The 14578-nt window shown below is 69.2% G+C and carries 14 protein-coding genes; 5 read left to right on the top strand and 9 right to left on the bottom strand.

Going from position 1 to position 14578, the window contains the following annotated elements:
* Positions 1–336: 336 nt before the first annotated feature.
* Positions 337–1197, bottom strand: coding sequence for an SDR family NAD(P)-dependent oxidoreductase (locus HNR22_RS08775; protein WP_179779938.1), 861 nt, complete (start codon positions 1195–1197; stop codon positions 337–339).
* 172 nt (positions 1198–1369) lie between these two features.
* On the opposite strand from HNR22_RS08775, the gene HNR22_RS08770 reads away from it, so the two are divergent.
* Together HNR22_RS08770 and HNR22_RS08765 are read left to right on the top strand one after the other, a co-directional pair.
* Positions 1370–2284: a helix-turn-helix transcriptional regulator gene (locus HNR22_RS08770; protein ID WP_179779937.1), complete on the top strand. Its 915-nt coding sequence runs from the start codon at positions 1370–1372 to the stop codon at positions 2282–2284.
* A 756-nt stretch (positions 2285–3040) separates the two neighbouring features.
* On the top strand, positions 3041–5182 hold the full coding sequence (locus HNR22_RS08765; RefSeq protein ID WP_179779936.1) for an MMPL family transporter: 2142 nt from the start codon (positions 3041–3043) through the stop codon (positions 5180–5182).
* A gap of 163 nt (positions 5183–5345) precedes the next feature.
* Here HNR22_RS08765 and HNR22_RS08760 read toward each other — a convergent pair whose 3' ends face one another.
* Both HNR22_RS08760 and HNR22_RS08755 read right to left on the bottom strand, forming a co-directional pair.
* Positions 5346–6719, bottom strand: coding sequence for a HAMP domain-containing sensor histidine kinase (locus tag HNR22_RS08760; RefSeq protein ID WP_343059743.1), 1374 nt, complete (start codon positions 6717–6719; stop codon positions 5346–5348).
* 74 nt (positions 6720–6793) lie between these two features.
* Positions 6794–7468, bottom strand: coding sequence for a response regulator transcription factor (locus HNR22_RS08755; protein ID WP_179783469.1), 675 nt, complete (start codon positions 7466–7468; stop codon positions 6794–6796).
* Positions 7469–7563: 95 nt separating this feature from the next.
* Between HNR22_RS08755 and HNR22_RS08750 the strand changes: the two genes are divergently transcribed.
* The gene (locus HNR22_RS08750) at positions 7564–8100 is read left to right on the top strand and encodes a hypothetical protein (protein ID WP_179779934.1); all 537 of its coding nucleotides are present in this window, start codon (positions 7564–7566) and stop codon (positions 8098–8100) included.
* Positions 8101–8482: 382 nt separating this feature from the next.
* On the opposite strand, the gene HNR22_RS08745 is transcribed toward HNR22_RS08750, so the two are convergent.
* Together HNR22_RS08745 and HNR22_RS08740 are read right to left on the bottom strand one after the other, a co-directional pair.
* Entirely contained in the window at positions 8483–8662 is a 180-nt protein-coding gene (locus HNR22_RS08745; protein ID WP_179779933.1) for a recombinase family protein, read from the bottom strand.
* A 94-nt stretch (positions 8663–8756) separates the two neighbouring features.
* A complete protein-coding gene (locus HNR22_RS08740) occupies positions 8757–9386 on the bottom strand; it encodes a TetR/AcrR family transcriptional regulator (RefSeq protein ID WP_179779932.1) in 630 nt (209 codons plus the stop codon).
* Between the two features lie 109 nt (positions 9387–9495).
* Here HNR22_RS08740 and HNR22_RS08735 point away from each other — a divergent pair, with 109 nt between their 5' ends.
* Both HNR22_RS08735 and HNR22_RS08730 read left to right on the top strand, forming a co-directional pair.
* The gene (locus HNR22_RS08735) at positions 9496–10140 is read left to right on the top strand and encodes an O-methyltransferase (RefSeq protein WP_179779931.1); all 645 of its coding nucleotides are present in this window, start codon (positions 9496–9498) and stop codon (positions 10138–10140) included.
* Positions 10141–10336: 196 nt separating this feature from the next.
* On the top strand, positions 10337–10882 hold the full coding sequence (locus tag HNR22_RS08730; RefSeq protein WP_179779930.1) for a GNAT family N-acetyltransferase: 546 nt from the start codon (positions 10337–10339) through the stop codon (positions 10880–10882).
* Positions 10883–10941: 59 nt separating this feature from the next.
* Here the strand turns inward: HNR22_RS08730 and HNR22_RS08725 are convergent, their stop codons facing one another.
* From HNR22_RS08725 to HNR22_RS08705, 4 genes are all read right to left on the bottom strand, one after another.
* Complete coding sequence (locus HNR22_RS08725; RefSeq protein ID WP_179779929.1) at positions 10942–11403, bottom strand: barstar family protein; 462 nt, start codon at positions 11401–11403, stop codon at positions 10942–10944.
* A gap of 169 nt (positions 11404–11572) precedes the next feature.
* Positions 11573–12835 carry a Gfo/Idh/MocA family protein gene (locus HNR22_RS08715; RefSeq protein WP_179779927.1) on the bottom strand — a complete coding sequence of 421 codons (1263 nt, stop codon included), beginning with the start codon at positions 12833–12835 and terminating at the stop codon, positions 11573–11575.
* Between the two features lie 10 nt (positions 12836–12845).
* Complete coding sequence (locus HNR22_RS08710) at positions 12846–13640, bottom strand: carbohydrate ABC transporter permease (protein WP_246380763.1); 795 nt, start codon at positions 13638–13640, stop codon at positions 12846–12848.
* Between the two features lie 8 nt (positions 13641–13648).
* Positions 13649–14566: a carbohydrate ABC transporter permease gene (locus HNR22_RS08705; RefSeq protein ID WP_343059741.1), complete on the bottom strand. Its 918-nt coding sequence runs from the start codon at positions 14564–14566 to the stop codon at positions 13649–13651.
* Positions 14567–14578: the final 12 nt, after the last annotated feature.

The following is a 14578-nucleotide window of genomic DNA, read 5'->3' as shown; positions in this document are numbered from 1 at the left end:
CCGGGTGGCCACCTGTAGGGCCGTGGTGCCACGTCCGCTGCCGATTTCGAGTACCACCGCACCGGCTCGGATCCGCGCGCCGAGCAGGTCGGCGATCGTGGCGGCAGCAGCGGCGCGATCTCGGCCCGGAGGCCGTCCGAGACGATCCACGGCGGCTGCTCACCCCTCCTCACGTTCGGAGAGAACGACTCTCACATCCCGGGTTACGCCCAACATCATGTCGTTGGGAGTTGTAAGTGGGAGAAGTTTGACCTCGTCACCGGCTGAACGGCGGCGGCGGGCCCGGCCTGGACGGTGAGACCAGGCCGGGCAACGCCAAGAGGCCGCGGAGAGCCCTCAGCTGTGCTGCGGGATGTCCGTCGTGTACGCCAGCTCGCGGCCCGCCTCCACGTCGGAGGTCAGCGCATCGATCCGGGCCTTGACCAGCGAGTAGGAGTCCGAGCCGAGCAGTTGGTGCAGAGGAGCCTTACCCGAGACCGCCACCTCGATGATGGCGGTTGCGGCTCGGACGGGGTCACCGAGCTGGGTGCCCGGCATCGCCAGGTGCGCCTCGGTCATCTCCCGGATCGACTCGTAGCCGGACACGGTGGTCGGCGGCAGGCCAAGGGAGTGCGTACGCAGAAAATCGGTCTGCATGTAGCCGGGCTCCACGAGGTTGACCTGCACGCCGAAATCGCCGACTTCCGCAGCCAGTGACTCGGTCAGCCCTTCGAGGGCGTACTTTCCGGCGCAGTAGAGACCCCAGCCCGGGAAGGAGGTCAGACCGAGGACCGAGGAGATGTTGATGATGTGACCACTGCGCTGGGCGCGCAGGGACGGCAGCACCGCACGAAGAACGTTCCAGAGCCCAAAGATCTGCACGTCGAACATCTGCCGGGCGTCGGCGTCGGTGACCTCCTCGATGGCGGCGAGGAAGCCGTAGCCGGCGTTGTTCACGACCACGTCGATCGCGCCGAAACGGTCGGTGGTGGAGCGGATCGCCGCCGCGACCGCCGGCTCGTCCGCGAGGTTCAACTCAAGTGGCAGCAGCCGGGCCCGGTCCACGGATCCGAGGGCCGCGTCGAGACGCTCAGCCGACCTGGTCGTCGCCGCGACGTTGTCACCGCGCTCGAGGAGCTGCTTGACCAACTCCAGCCCGAGGCCCCGGGAGGTGCCCGTGACGAACCAGGTGGCGGGTCGGGTGGTGGGGTACGACATCGGTGTTCTCCTTGTGACTGGAGTGGCAGCGCTCGCGCCCTGCCGGAAACGCATTTCATGCTGCTGCCGGGCGGTCGAGCCGAACACCTCTGGCCAGGCCCAGCCGTACCTGGGAACGACATGCCCACCCAACCCCTGGGCGCGGCCCGCCGCGCGCGCCATCATTGGCGACATGGTGCGACGCACAGAACTGGCCGTCTTCCTGCGCAAATGCCGGGCTGACACGACGCCGGAGGCAGCGGGAATCCTCCCCTTGCCGGGGCGACGCGTCCGCGGCCTGCGCCGGGAGGAGGTGGCTCAGCTCGCCGGGGTGAGCGTCGACTACTACAGCCGACTCGAACAGGGTCGCCACAGCAGTCCGTCGGAGGCGGTCATCGACGCGTTGGGCCGTGTCTTCCAACTCGACGCGGCCGCCCGGGCTCACCTTGTCGACCTGGCCCGGCCGGCCCGGCACCGCGCCGGGCAGGTGCCGGGCCAGCGGGTCCGGCCGGCGATGCACCAGATGATCGCCTCGATGGTGGACCACCCGGCCTTCATCGTCGGGCGCCGCACCGACATCCTCGCGTCGAACCTGCTGGCCCGCGCCCTCCTCACCGACTGGACCCAACTGCCACCCCGCGAGCGCAACTACACGCGCTGGGTCCTCCTCGACCCCGGCGCCCGCGAGGTCTACCCCGAATGGGCCACCGTGGCGGCTGACGTCGTGGGCACGCTGCGCCTCTACGCCGGCCGTAACCCCGACGACCCGCAGCTCAACGAACTCGTCGGCGAGCTGACCATCAAGAGCCCGCAGTTCCGTACGTGGTGGCACAACCACCGGGTGCACGAGCGGACCCACGGCACCAAGCACATGGTCCACCCCGCAGTGGGACCGATGACCATCCGATACGAGGCGCTGGCACTACCCGGCGACGATGACCAGACGCTCTTCATCTACACCACGGATCCCGGCAGCAGCTCACACGACAACCTGCGCCTGCTCGCGCTCTGGGCGACACAGCAGCGGTACGCCCCAACGACCGGCGCATCCAAGGCCGCTCCCGCCCAGATCGAGGACAGTCCAACCAGGTCTCCGGGCTCAGCCTGATTCTGACGGGCGGGCGCGGACGATCTCACCGCGGAGAAGCGGTTCCTGTTGAGCCGTGGGCTGGTGAGTGGGGTGGACCCGCGAGCGCAACGGGTGGTTTTGCGCGGGCCGCGGGGTTCGACAGCAAGGACGAACACCTTGCCGTGGTGTGCTCATCCCAGGCGATGTCGGCGTTACTCCGGCGGGAGGTCGCCGAACCCGAGCCCGTTCTCGTCCAGGGCGTTGTAGACGGTCAGCCAGCCGTCCGTGAATCTCAGGCCCACGGTCACGGTACCGGCCGCCAGGTCGTCGCCGGCCCACTCGAGGAGCTCTACCGCCTCAAGCCGCTGCCCGCACCGGGCCGCCAACACGGCGGGGACGTCATCGCGCCACCGCAGCAGGAAGCCGTCCGATGTCGGCCCCGTTGAGCCAACCCGGCTGGTAACCCGCGATACCGAAGTCGAACACCACCGAGGGATTGTGCCCGGTGGTGTTCGACTTCGGGCGACTCTGGCAACCCGGGCTTGGCGTTCGCCGGCCACCTTCGGTGGGCGACAAGAGCGCAGCTCCGCGCGGACGATCCCGTGGATGCTCATCCACCGACCCCAACGGCACCACGCTGCCGCGTCGGAGAGCCACATCAGTTCGGCGCTGTCGATCAGCAGAAGCCGTGGTGTTGGCCACCCGGCCTGAGCGGCGCATTAACGGTCGTCTCAGATTCGCTCGGTACGAAGTCGGCATCGGATGAGCGAACTGACCGTATGGAGGAAGCTAGTGATGGCAGTCAAGGCAGCGCCGCCCGGGGAAGCGCCGGCCGGTCGCTTGGCAGGCCGGTGGGTGCCGTGGTTGGTGATCGGGTTGTGGGTGGCGCTGGCGGCGGTCATGGTGCCGTTGAGTGGGAAGTTGAGCTCGGTAACCACCGACAGAGCCGTGGACACCCTGCCGGCCAGCGCCGAGTCCACCAAGGTGGCGGTGCTGGAGGACAGCCTCCCCGGCGGTGAGGACAACACGTTCGTCTTCGTGTACCACCGCTCCGGCGGCATGACCGACGCCGACCGCGCGTCGGTCGAGCGCCACCACAACACCCTTGCCAAGCGGTACGCGCCGAAGGCGACGGCGGCGGGCGGCGAGGACGACGCTGGCCCACCGACGAGACCCTCCGCCGACGGCACGGCGATGATGTTCACCCTCGACGTGAGCACGACCTACGGCGTACCGGAGACCCTCGTCGGCCCATTGCGCGAGGCTGCGAAGGACCGCCCCGCTGGCCTGGAACTCGACGTGACCGGACCCGCCGCGGTCGACGGCGACATGGACGCCGTCTTCGACGGCATCGACCTGCAGGTCTTCCTCACCACCGTCGTCGTCGTCACGCTCCTGCTGATCCTCACCTACCGCAGCCCGGTGTTGTGGTTCATCCCGCTGATGGCTGTGGGCGCGGCCGCACTGACCGCGATGGCGACCGTCTACCTGCTCGTCAAGGGCTTCGGCATCGTGATCAACGACCAGAACTCGGCGCTGCTGACGATCCTGGTATTCGGCGTCGGCACGGATTACGCGCTGTTACTCATCGCCCGGTATCGCGAGACACTGCACCACCACGAGAACGTGCGGGTCGCGATGGTCCACGCGCTGCGCGGCGCGGCGCCGGCCATCGTCGCGTCCGCGGCCACCGTGATCGCCGGCCTGCTCTGCCTGCTCGTCGCCGACCTGAACAGCACCAGCGGGTTGGGCCCGATCGGCGCGGCCGGCATCCTGTGCGCGCTGGTGGCCATGCTGACGCTGTTCCCGGCGGTGCTCGTGGTGCTCGGCAGGCGGATCTTCTGGCCGGCCATCCCGCGGTTCAACACGGCCGTCCAGGAGAAGCCGGGGCTGTGGGGACGGCTCGGCACCGCCATCAGTCGCCGCCGGTGGGTGGCGACGCTCGGCTCGCTCGGAGTCCTCGGCGTGCTCGCCATCGGCCTGGCGGGCAACACCGGCGCCCTGCGGGAGCAGGACCAGTTCCTGTCCGCGCCGGAGTCGGTCACCGGCTTCACCGTCCTCCGCCAGCACTTCCCGGAGCTCGGCGGCCAGCCGATGACGATCTTCACACGGCCGGCGCACCAGGAACGGGTGCTCGACATCGTCCAGGGCACTCGCGGTGTGGCCCTGGCCGTCCCGGGGCAGACCAGCGGAGGCTGGGCCGACATCTCCGTGTTCCCGACCGACGCGCCGGACACCGCCGCGGAGTACGACACGATCAAGCGGGTGCGTACCGCCGTGCACGCGGTGAACGGGGCGGAGGCGATCGTCGGCGGGCCGAGCGCGGAGAACCTGGACACCGAGGTCACCACCACTCGCGACGAGAAGCTGGTGATCCCGCTGGTGCTCACCGTCGTCCTGATCGTCCTCGGGCTCCTGCTCCGAGCGATCGTGGCCCCGCTGGTCCTGATGGCGACCGTGATCGTCTCATTCGCGGCAGCCTTCGGCGGCAGCGTTTTCGTCTTCGACACGATCCTCGGGTTCAAGGGCGTCGACTATTCGGTGCCGCTGCTGGCATTCCTGTTCCTGGTGGCGCTCGGCATCGACTACAACATTTTCCTGGCCAGCCGGGCACGGGAGGAGACCGTACGCCTCGGCACCCGAGCGGGCATGCTCAAAGCCCTCTCCGCCACCGGTGGTGTCATCACCTCGGCAGGCCTGGTCCTGGCGGCCACGTTCGCGGTCCTCGCCTCACTTCCGCTGGTGATGCTGATCGAGGTCGGGTTCCTGGTCGCCTTCGGCGTGCTGCTCGACGCCTTGCTGGTGCGGTCGGTCCTGGTGCCCGCCCTCACCCTGCTGATCGGCCGGCGGATGTGGTGGCCGAGCCGGTTGTCCCGACCGGTGGAGCTGCCGGACGATCAACGGCCGCTCGTGGAGGGGCCCGCGCCGCAACGGTGAGCGCGGCGGCACAGTCGAGATCCGGGACGGGCTCCTGCCCGTCCCGGATCTGTGTCATGGCCCGGCGGCCGTCACCGTGTCCGACGCCCTTGTCCCGCGCCGCCCGCGGCGGCGGGTCCGGGCATCGCGCGCTGTGGCGGTCCCGGCGCCGTACCGCAGCGGGTCAGCGCGCCACCGTGTCCACCCCCGCGATGGCCAGCGTGATCCGAGCGGGCGGGGCGGCGGCCGGAAGGATGATCCGCAGCAGCGCGCCACCGCGTGCGGACCGGGCGACGGTGACCCGGCCGGCGTGGGCGTCGACGACCCGCTGCACGATCGACAGCCCCAGACCTGATCCCGGCAGCGCCCGGGCGCTTTCGGCACGGTAGAACCGGTCGAACACCCGCGGTACGTCGGCGGCGTCGATGCCCGGCCCGGCGTCGTCGACCTCGAGGACCGCCGACGCGCCCTCGGCACGCAACCGGACCTGGACCGGCTGGTCAGCGGGGGACCACTTGCCGGCGTTGTCGATGAGGTTGAGCACCGCCCGCTGCAGCGCAGCGGGACGCCCGCCCACCCACACGGAGGTCACGTCGAGCGCGACCTCGATGTCGGGCACGCGGGAACGCGCCCGGGTCGCGGCGGCCACCACCACGTCGGCGACATCGAGCAGCTCGGTGCTCTCGTCGCTGACGTCGCCGCGCGCCAGGTCGGTCAGCTCGGCGGCAAGGGTGCTCAACTCGGCCACCTGGGCGCCCAGATCGTTGAGCAGCCGGGTCCGGCTCTCCGCCGGCAGTGCGCTGTCCAGGGTGCCGCGCCGATCGAGCCGGATCAGCAGCTCAACGTTGAGGCGCAGGCTGGTGAGCGGGGTCTTGAGTTCGTGGGCGGCGTCCTCGGCGAGCAGCCGCTGGGCCCGCCGGGAGTCCCGGAGCGCGGCGAGCATGTCGTTGATTGACTGGATCAGCCGTCGGATCTCCCCGCCGCCCTCGTCCGGGATGTCGGCGTCGAGGTCCCTGGTCTGCGCGACACGAACCGCGGCGGCAGTCAGCCGGTCGATCGGCGCCAGCCCGGTCCGCGCCACGGTCCGCCCGACGAGGGCGCCCCCGGCCACGCAGAGCAGTCCGATCAGCAGCATGCCCAAACCGAACCGGTTGATCGGGCTGTCGTCGTTGTTGCGGGCCACCTGGACCGCGCCGTCGCCCGCCCGCAGCGTGTAGATGAGGTAGCCGTCGTCGTCGCTGTCGTTCGACTCCATCAGGTCGGCTGACGCGCCCTGCGCCACGCGCCACGCGTGCCCGCTGACGGGGGGCAGCGCGGGTTGGCCGGCCGGCGTCCGGGTCGAACCGTCGGGCAGGATGACCCGCACCAGCCGACCGGATCCGGGATACGGCGGTAGCTGGACCTGCGCCAGACCGGTGTGCTCCATCGTCGTCGCCAGGACGCGGGAGTCCGCGCGTAGCTGATCCTCGGCGTTGTCCTGCAGCTCCGAGTCCAGCAGCTCGCTGGCCACCTGGAAGGCCAGGAACACGCTGACCGCGATGGCCGTTGCCGCGATCACCGTCAGCCTGGTCCGCAGGGACCGCCGACGCCACCATCGGATCAGCCGACGCGGTTCCCAGCAGGCGGGCCTGTTCACGGAGGAGTCTCCCGCAGCGTGTACCCCAGGCCGCGCAGCGTGTAAATCAATCGCGGCTCACCCTCGGCCTCCATCTTGCGGCGCAGATAGCTCACGTACACCTGAAGGTTGTTGGCGGTGGTGCTCATGTCGAACCCCCAGATCGCCTCGAACAGCGCGTCGCGGGTCAACACCCGGGTCGCGTTGCGCACGAGAACCTGTAGCAGGGAGAACTCGGTCCGGGTCAGATGCAGCGGCCGCCCACCGCGCCACGCCTCGAACCTGTCCGGATCGAGCCGGACGTCGGCGAACGAAAGGATCTGCGACTCGTCGTCGCCCGGCGCGCGGCGGCGCAGCAGAGCCCGGACCCGGGCCAGCAACTCCTCGGTGGCGAACGGCTTGGGCAGGTAGTCGTCGGCGCCCGCGTCCAGCCCCGCGACCCGGTCGGAGACCTGATCCCGGGCGGTCAGCATCAGCACTGGCAGATCCCGACCCGCCGCCCGCAACCGCCGGCAGGTCTCCAACCCGCCGAGGCGGGGCATCATCACGTCGAGGATCAGCAGATCCGGCGTTGCGGCACCGATCCCGTCGAGCACGGCGAGACCGTTGGCGGCGGTGCTGGTGCCGTAACCCTCGACCTGAAGTACCCGCTCCAGCGACTCACGGATGGCCGCCTCGTCATCGGCGATCATGATCCGCACGCCGGCCAGCTCCCTCCAGTTGATGCTTTTGCGCTCATCCTCCCCGATCAACCTGAGGGCAGGATTAATACTGCGCCCAGGGCGCCATGCTGGGCACCCGCTTCCTGGCCGCAGCCGAAGCCGCCACCCACGAGGTCTATCGGCAGCATCTGATCGCGGCCACCGTACACACCCTCTGCTTCGACGGCGGATGGCCGAACGCCACGCATCGCGCGCTGCGCAACACGACCCTCCACCGTTGGCAGGAGGCCGGCTCGCCGCCCGCCCCACTACGGCCCGGCGAGGGTGATGTCGTCGCCACCGACGCGCTTCATTGGGGGTGGGGCATTGGTTCGTGTCGCCCCTCGGACACCAACAATTTGCCCACGGTGTGCGCTGAGATTCACTGCGGCGCGCACCGTTTGCGTTTCGGTCTGGCAGGTGAGTCGGAGGCCGAGTTGCCGGTAGACCTCGGCCTTATCGGCCCGGTCGGCGTCGCGGAGCACGGTGGTGATGTCGCCGAGCGCGGTCACCAGGGCCGAAATCTCTGCTCGGCTCATCCGGCGCGGGTGGTGCCCGAGATGGTGCCTAGTTCGGCTTCCGCGCGGGCGCGTTCGGCCTGTGTCTGGGCGATCCAACAGTGACGACCGCGGGATCGGCACCAGCGTCGAGGGCGGCGCGGTATCGCTCCAGCTTGGCGTCGCACTCGGTGATGATCGTCTGGGCTTCTGTGCCGGTTGCGGGCGGGTGATCTAAGGGCTGGGCGTCGGCCATCGCTGTGATCGTTTCTGTTCGATGAGGTGGGGTGCGAAGGCGGAGGCCAGCCAGGTGTCGAGCGGGTCGGTGAGGGCGTCCTCGCGCAGGTACACGTTGCTCGGATGCTCAAGTTGGTTGGCGAGGGCGTACTCCTGCGGGAAGCGGCGCGGTAGTAGGCGTCGCCGTGGTTGTACTGGCTCTGCATCCGTCGGTCACAGGCGGCGCAGTAATTCAGTCCGCGGAAGACGTACGGGTTGCGGGTGCGCTGCCTTACGTGTTGTCCACCGGTTCCCCGGCCCGCTGTTGCAGGATGGCTTGGGCCTGCTCGAAGGTCGCGTCGTCGATGAGTGGCTCATGGGTGATCTCCTTGGAGACCACCCATTTGTCGCGGGCGTTCCAGCGCATCACACAGGTGTGGCCCATCCCCACGTCGTCGACGCCGAGCAGCACCTCATCGGTGCGTTGCTTGTTCCAGGCCGGGCCGACAGCGACCCGGACATGGCCGTCGCGCCGATCCTTGCGCTGCTCGGCGGCGACGTCGCCCTCAACGGTCGAGTTCCGCGTCTGCCGCGCCCGGCTGTTCCTGGCTGGGTGGTGTCCCCGGCTGTCCCTGGCCTGCCCTGGTGACCAGCGCGTCCAGCAGTGCGGGTGTCACAGGTTCACCCGTCACGAGCACCCGGAAGTGGATCGGCCCGACCGCCTGGTCGACGAGGAGGTCGACGTCGGCCTCGGCGGGCAGCTCGCCCCGTGCCGCTGCCCGGTCGAACGGCACTCGGTCGCGGGCGCGCAGCTGCGGCAGAACCTCCGCGCGCAGCCGGGCGGCCAGCTCCGGATCATGCTGGGCCTGACCGACCAGGGCCCGGAACACCGCGCCTGAGTCGGACACCTCGAGGAAGCGGACCAGCTCGTCGAGGTGGGCGCGCAGGTCGGTACGGAAGGCGCCGGTGTCGCGCAGCGTGAGCTCCTGGGCGCTGTCGGCGGTGAATGCGTCGACCAGGATGTCGGTCTTGGAACGCCACCACCGGTAGATCGTTTGCTTGGCGACGCCGGCCCGGGATGCGATGCCCTCGATGGTGACCTTGGCGTAGCCGATCTCTGCGACGAGGTCGTCCGCCGCCTGGAGCACGGCCTCGCGGGCCGCCTCGCTCCGGCCGTGCCGGTTGCCGCGATGCATCAGGCGCTCCTTCCCGTGAGACGTCTTTCCCGTGAGGAGTCCAAGTCTTCCGAGACATTACAAGAATCGAGTCTTTACTAGACGCAACGTTGCGTCTAGCCTATCCGTCATGACGACGACACTGCACGACCCCGCCGTCCGCGACCTGATCGCCCGGCTGTTCACCGAGGCCGAGCGCGACGATGAGCGCTCGCCGGGCCGACCCGCACCGACGGCCACCCCCCAGGAACGCTCCGACCTGCTCGAAGACGTCTACATGCCGATCTCGGCTCGCGGCGGCGACCTGCTCTACGCCCTGGTCCGCGCGGCCCGACCCCAGACGGTGGTCGAGTTCGGCACCTCGCACGGAATCTCGACGCTCTACCTCGCCGCAGCCGTGCGCGACAACGGGATCGGGCACGTCACCACGACCGAGCTCAGCGCGACCAAGGTCAAGGCGGCCCGCTCCAATATCGAGGCGGCCGGGTTCAGCCACCTCGTGACAGTGCTCGAGGGAGACGCGCTGACCACCCTCGGCACGGTCGACGGCCCGATCGGCCTGGCGCTGCTCGACGGCTGGAAGGAGATGTGCCTGCCCGTCCTGCGCCTGATCGAGGACCGGCTAGCCCCGGGCGCCCTGGTCGTCGGCGACGACTCCACGTTCGCGTCGATGAGCGACTACGTGACCTACGTCCGAGACCCGGGCAACGGCTACGTCAGCATCGACTTTCCGGTCGAGGATGGCATGGAGCTCAGCTGCTGGACGGGCCGCTGAACTGCTGGCCCCTCCAAGACGACGTGGTCGCCGTCCCCGTCATCGACGCCCCACGGGTCACCACAGTCATCGCCTGGCCACCACACAGCCGATCCCGAGCTGCCGCCCACCTCGTCCAGACCGCGACGCTTCTCTAGCTTGCTTCCCGGCCAGGCGACCCATCGCCCGGTGGGTGCCGAGGTGCTACTAAGGAACCGTGTCTGACCTGACAAGCTCCCTCGACGCCACGTCCCTGGAGACTCCGCGCCTGCTCTTGCGCCCTTGCCGGGACGACGACCTGGACGGGTTCGCCGCGATCAACGCGCAGCCCGAGGTGATGCGCTACATCCATGACGGCAACACCCTGGACCGCGCCGCTACCGCGAGGCGCCTGGCCGTCTATCAGCGGCATTGGGACGAGCACGGCTTCGGCTTGTACGCGGTTCAGATCAAGGAGACCGGTGAGCTGGCCGGTTTCACCGGACTGGCGGTGCCGACCTTCCTGCCCGAGATCATGCCGGCGGTGGAGATCGGTTGGCGGCTCGGCCGTACACACTGGGGTCGGGGCCTGGCCACCGAGGCGGCCCAGGCGGTTGTCGCCCGTACTCGTGCCGAACTCGACCTCCGGCGGCTGGTCAGCATTCACGTCGTCGGCAACGAGGCGTCCGCTCGGGTGATGGTCAAGCTGGGCATGTCGTTGGATCGCGAGACGGTGCAGCCGGACACCGGCCGCCGGGTCCGGGTGTACGCGATGGGCCTGTAGCGCGGCATCGAGGCGTGAGCCCGGCTGTCAGCGTTGGCCGGGCCGGCCTGCCAAGCGCGTCACGATTGACGAAGCGCCTGAGCGATCTCCTGCCGCAACAGCGCGGCCTCGTCGTCGCTGTCGCACAGCAGCAGCACCGTGAACTCTGGCTGACCGGCCGGAAACGCCCAGTGCCGCACGGCCTGCGACAGGACCCGGAACAGCGTGTTCCGGTCGTCTGCACTGCTCGACAGCATCCGGGACACGTTGTCGACGACCACCAGGTACCCGTCCGCGGGCAGCCAGTTCAGATCAGGAAGACAGTCGGACAACGCGTCCCAGTTCCAGCCGAAGTAGGCGGGGAAGAGCAGCGCGTCGGAGAACTCGTAGAAGGCGAGGTCCGCGTCCGCCATCCTCGTTCCGTCAAGTCGGGCGACGACGAACCTGCCCGTTGCCGGTAACACCGCCGCCAGCTCGACCAGGGCAGTGCGTGAGCAGACCACGAGGTGATCGGCGGAGTCGTTCCGCCCGCTGCTCGTCATTCAGCCCAAGCTACGCGACGGCGTTCGATGAGGCTCGTGAGCATGCCGGTCACGCCGACATCCTGCGGGAGCTGATCGACGGTTCCACCGGTCGGTAGAGGCCCCCAGCTCCCGGGGCGACCGCGAGTCGATCGCCCCGGGTTGTCGTTCGGCGGTTTGCGGCGTACCCCTAGACCGGGTTTGCGGGAATGAGCTCGACGACGCTGCCGGTGGCGCGGGACTGCTCTGCCGCCCACACGACCCGGTGTGAGGAGATGCTCTCCTCAGGCCCGGAGGTGACCAGTGAGCGGTCACCGGTGGTGACCGCCGCGATGAACGCCTCGATGAGTGCCGCGTCGGCGCCGCCGTGCCCGTCGGCGGCGGAGGCGTCGCCGTCGGGATCCAGGTCGATGGTCTCGACGGTGTCGGTGAGGAAGTCGTGGACCCGCAGGGTGCGGCCGTCTCCCTCGATGCTGCCGAGCGTGCCGAAGATTCGCGTCTTGCGGAAGTCGAGCGCCGTGAAGGCCGTCATCGTGAAGGCGACGGTGGTGCCGCCCTCATATTCGAGGTTGACCACCTGGTGGTCGACGACGTCGTTGCGACCTGTGTAGACGCAGACGCCGTACGGGCCGTCCTCCAGGGCTTTGCGGACGCCGTCGGCGCTGACATCGTCGGTGAGCACGCCCAGCGGCCATGCCTCGTGGACGGGGTCACCGAGGAACCGTTCGTAGATCCGGATCGCGGAGTAGGCACAGGATCGTTCCACCGGGCAGTCGACGCAGCGTTCGGTCGCTCCAGCCGGACGGTTCTCCGGCCGGAAGTGGGCGAGGCCGCCGAAGGAGGAGACCCTTCGGACCGGCCGGCCAATGAGGTGGCCGAGCCAGTCGATGTCGTGGCAGGACTTGGCGAGCAGCATCGAGGAGGATTCGGCCTCCACCGCCCAGTTGCCGCGCACGTAGCTGTGGGCGTGGTGCCACCAGCCGACGGGCTCCAGGTGGTCGATGCTGACGATCGCACCGACCCGCCCGGCGTCGAGCAGCCGCTTGAGCGTCCGGGAGTAGGGCGTGTACCGGAGTACGTGACAGACGGCGAGGAGGACGTCGTTGTCGACGGCCGCGGCGACGATGCGTTCCGCCTGCTCGGGCAGCGGCGCCATCGGCTTCTCCAGCAGGATCGCGTAGCCGCGTTCGGCGAAGGCCACCACCGGCTCGACGTGCGCGCGGTCGGGGGTCGCGACGATCACCGCGTCGGCGAGCCGGGGCTGTGCGGCGAGGTCTTCCCACGATGCGAACCGGCGCTCCGCGGGTACGTCGAACTCGTCTGCCAAGGCGATGCGACGGGCGGGGTCGGGATCGGCGACAGCTGCGATCGTGGCCCTGGTGGTGGCTGCGGCGAGGCGTGCGTAGGCCGCGCCGCGCGCTCCGGCACCGACGATCGCCAGTTTGATGGACATCAGGTGTCTCCTATTTGATGGCGCCGGAAAGGATGCCTTTGACGAAGTGGCGCTGGAAGAAGAGGTAGAGGATGACCACTGGCACGATGACGATGATCGTTCCGGCGCTGAGCAGCGGGATGTTGCGGCCGTAGGCCTGGATGAACTTGCCGAGCCCGGACGGCGCCGTACGCATCGCCGGGTCCTGGATGAGGATCAGCGCGAGCAGGAACTGGTTCCACGCCCACATGAAGTAGAGAAGGCCGAGGGTGGTGAGCGCCGGCCGGGCGGTGGGCAGCAGGACCTGGCGCAGGATCTGCCTGCTGGACGCGCCGTCCATCTCGGCGGCCTCGGTGAGTTCCGGCGGCAGCGACTCGAAGTGGCTACGCATCCAGAACACCCCGAACGGCATGAACGCCCCGATGAGCGGCAGGATGACCGCCCAGTAGGTGTTGAGGAGTCCGATCGACTTGAGGTCGTAGTAGAGCGGGATGACGATCGACTCGTACGGCAGGGCCAGACCCAGCATGAGCAACGCGAAGATCGGCCCTCGGACGGGGAGCCGCATCATCGCCAGCCCGTATCCGGCGAGCGTCGCGAGCACCAGTGCGAGGGGTACGACGCCGAGCGCGATGATCAGGCTGGACCGCATGAGGTCTGCGAAGCCGCCGGTCGACCAGGCGTCGACGTAGTTGTGCCACTGCGGGTCCGACGGCCAGGCCAGGCCCGGGCTGAGGTTGTCCTGTGGTTGCAGGGACGCGGCGAGGATCGCGTAGAAGGGGACGAGCACCGAGGCTGTGGCAGCCAGCAGCGACAACCGGGTCATCGACCGGATCATGTCTTCTCCCGGGTGAGGCGGTTCAGGGCGAACATGACCGCGCAGGTCAACAGGGACAGGACGACGGCGAGTGCACAGGCGGTGCCGACCTCCCCCGCGGTGAAGGTCAGCCGGTAGATGGCGACACCGGGCACCATCGTCGACTCGCCGGGGCCGCCGCCGGTCATCACGTAGACGACGTCGAAACTGGCCAGGGCGGCGATCACGGTGACCGTCGCCGCCACCGACAACTCCCGGCGCAGACCCGGCACTGTGACGTGCCAGAACTCGTGGATCGCGCGGGCGCCGTCGAGCCGGGCGGCTTCGTACAGAGCCGGATCGATCTTGCCGATTCCGGAGTACAGCAGCAGGAAACAGAGCCCGGTCGAGACCCAGGTCCCGACGACTCCGACCGCCGGGTACGCCCAGGTGAAGTCACCCAACCAGGCCCTGGTGAAGCCGGACAGGCCGACCGTGCGCAGCAGCGCGTTGAACGGTCCGTCGTCGTCGAAGAACAGCTTCCAGACGCTGCCGACCGCGACCAGCGGGAGGATCTGCGGCAGGAATATCACGGTACGGACGAAGGGCATTCCCTTCCAGGGCACGTTCGCGACGAGTGCCGCCAGCACCAGGCCGAAACAGATCGGGATGACCGAGTAGAAGAGGATCAGCCCGAAGGCGTGGACCAGGGAGAGCCGCAGCGCCGGGTCTGCGAGGATCTCCCGGTAGTTGTCGAGCCCCGCCCAGGTGGCGACGCCGATTCCGTTCCAGTCCCAGAACGAGATCCACAGGCTGTGCAGCCAGGGCGCGATCACGAAGGCCGCGTAGAAGAGCAGTGCCGGTGCGGTGTAGAGCAGCGGTACGAGGCGCGCCCGCGACCGCCGGGTCCGCACCGGCGTCGCGGATGCGACGACGGTACGGTCCCGGACGGTCACGCGATTCGCGAG

Source organism: Micromonospora jinlongensis, from assembly GCF_013410645.1.
Lineage (GTDB): Bacteria > Actinomycetota > Actinomycetes > Mycobacteriales > Micromonosporaceae > Micromonospora > Micromonospora zamorensis.
The sequence above is the reverse complement of the archived record's forward strand: the minus strand, read 5'-3'. Positions and strand labels throughout refer to the sequence as shown.

Coding starts and splice junctions, on each gene's coding strand:
- HNR22_RS08775 (WP_179779938.1), bottom strand. CDS start 1,197: ATGTCGTACCCCACCACCCGACCCGCCACCTGGTTCGTCACGGGCACC.
- HNR22_RS08765 (WP_179779936.1), top strand. CDS start 3,041: ATGGCAGTCAAGGCAGCGCCGCCCGGGGAAGCGCCGGCCGGTCGCTTG.
- HNR22_RS08755 (WP_179783469.1), bottom strand. CDS start 7,468: ATGATCGCCGATGACGAGGCGGCCATCCGTGAGTCGCTGGAGCGGGTA.
- HNR22_RS08715 (WP_179779927.1), bottom strand. CDS start 12,835: ATGTCCATCAAACTGGCGATCGTCGGTGCCGGAGCGCGCGGCGCGGCC.
- HNR22_RS08725 (WP_179779929.1), bottom strand. CDS start 11,403: ATGACGAGCAGCGGGCGGAACGACTCCGCCGATCACCTCGTGGTCTGC.
- HNR22_RS08710 (WP_246380763.1), bottom strand. CDS start 13,640: ATGACCCGGTTGTCGCTGCTGGCTGCCACAGCCTCGGTGCTCGTCCCC.
- HNR22_RS08740 (WP_179779932.1), bottom strand. CDS start 9,386: ATGCATCGCGGCAACCGGCACGGCCGGAGCGAGGCGGCCCGCGAGGCC.
- HNR22_RS08750 (WP_179779934.1), top strand. CDS start 7,564: ATGCTGGGCACCCGCTTCCTGGCCGCAGCCGAAGCCGCCACCCACGAG.
- HNR22_RS08735 (WP_179779931.1), top strand. CDS start 9,496: ATGACGACGACACTGCACGACCCCGCCGTCCGCGACCTGATCGCCCGG.
- HNR22_RS08770 (WP_179779937.1), top strand. CDS start 1,370: ATGGTGCGACGCACAGAACTGGCCGTCTTCCTGCGCAAATGCCGGGCT.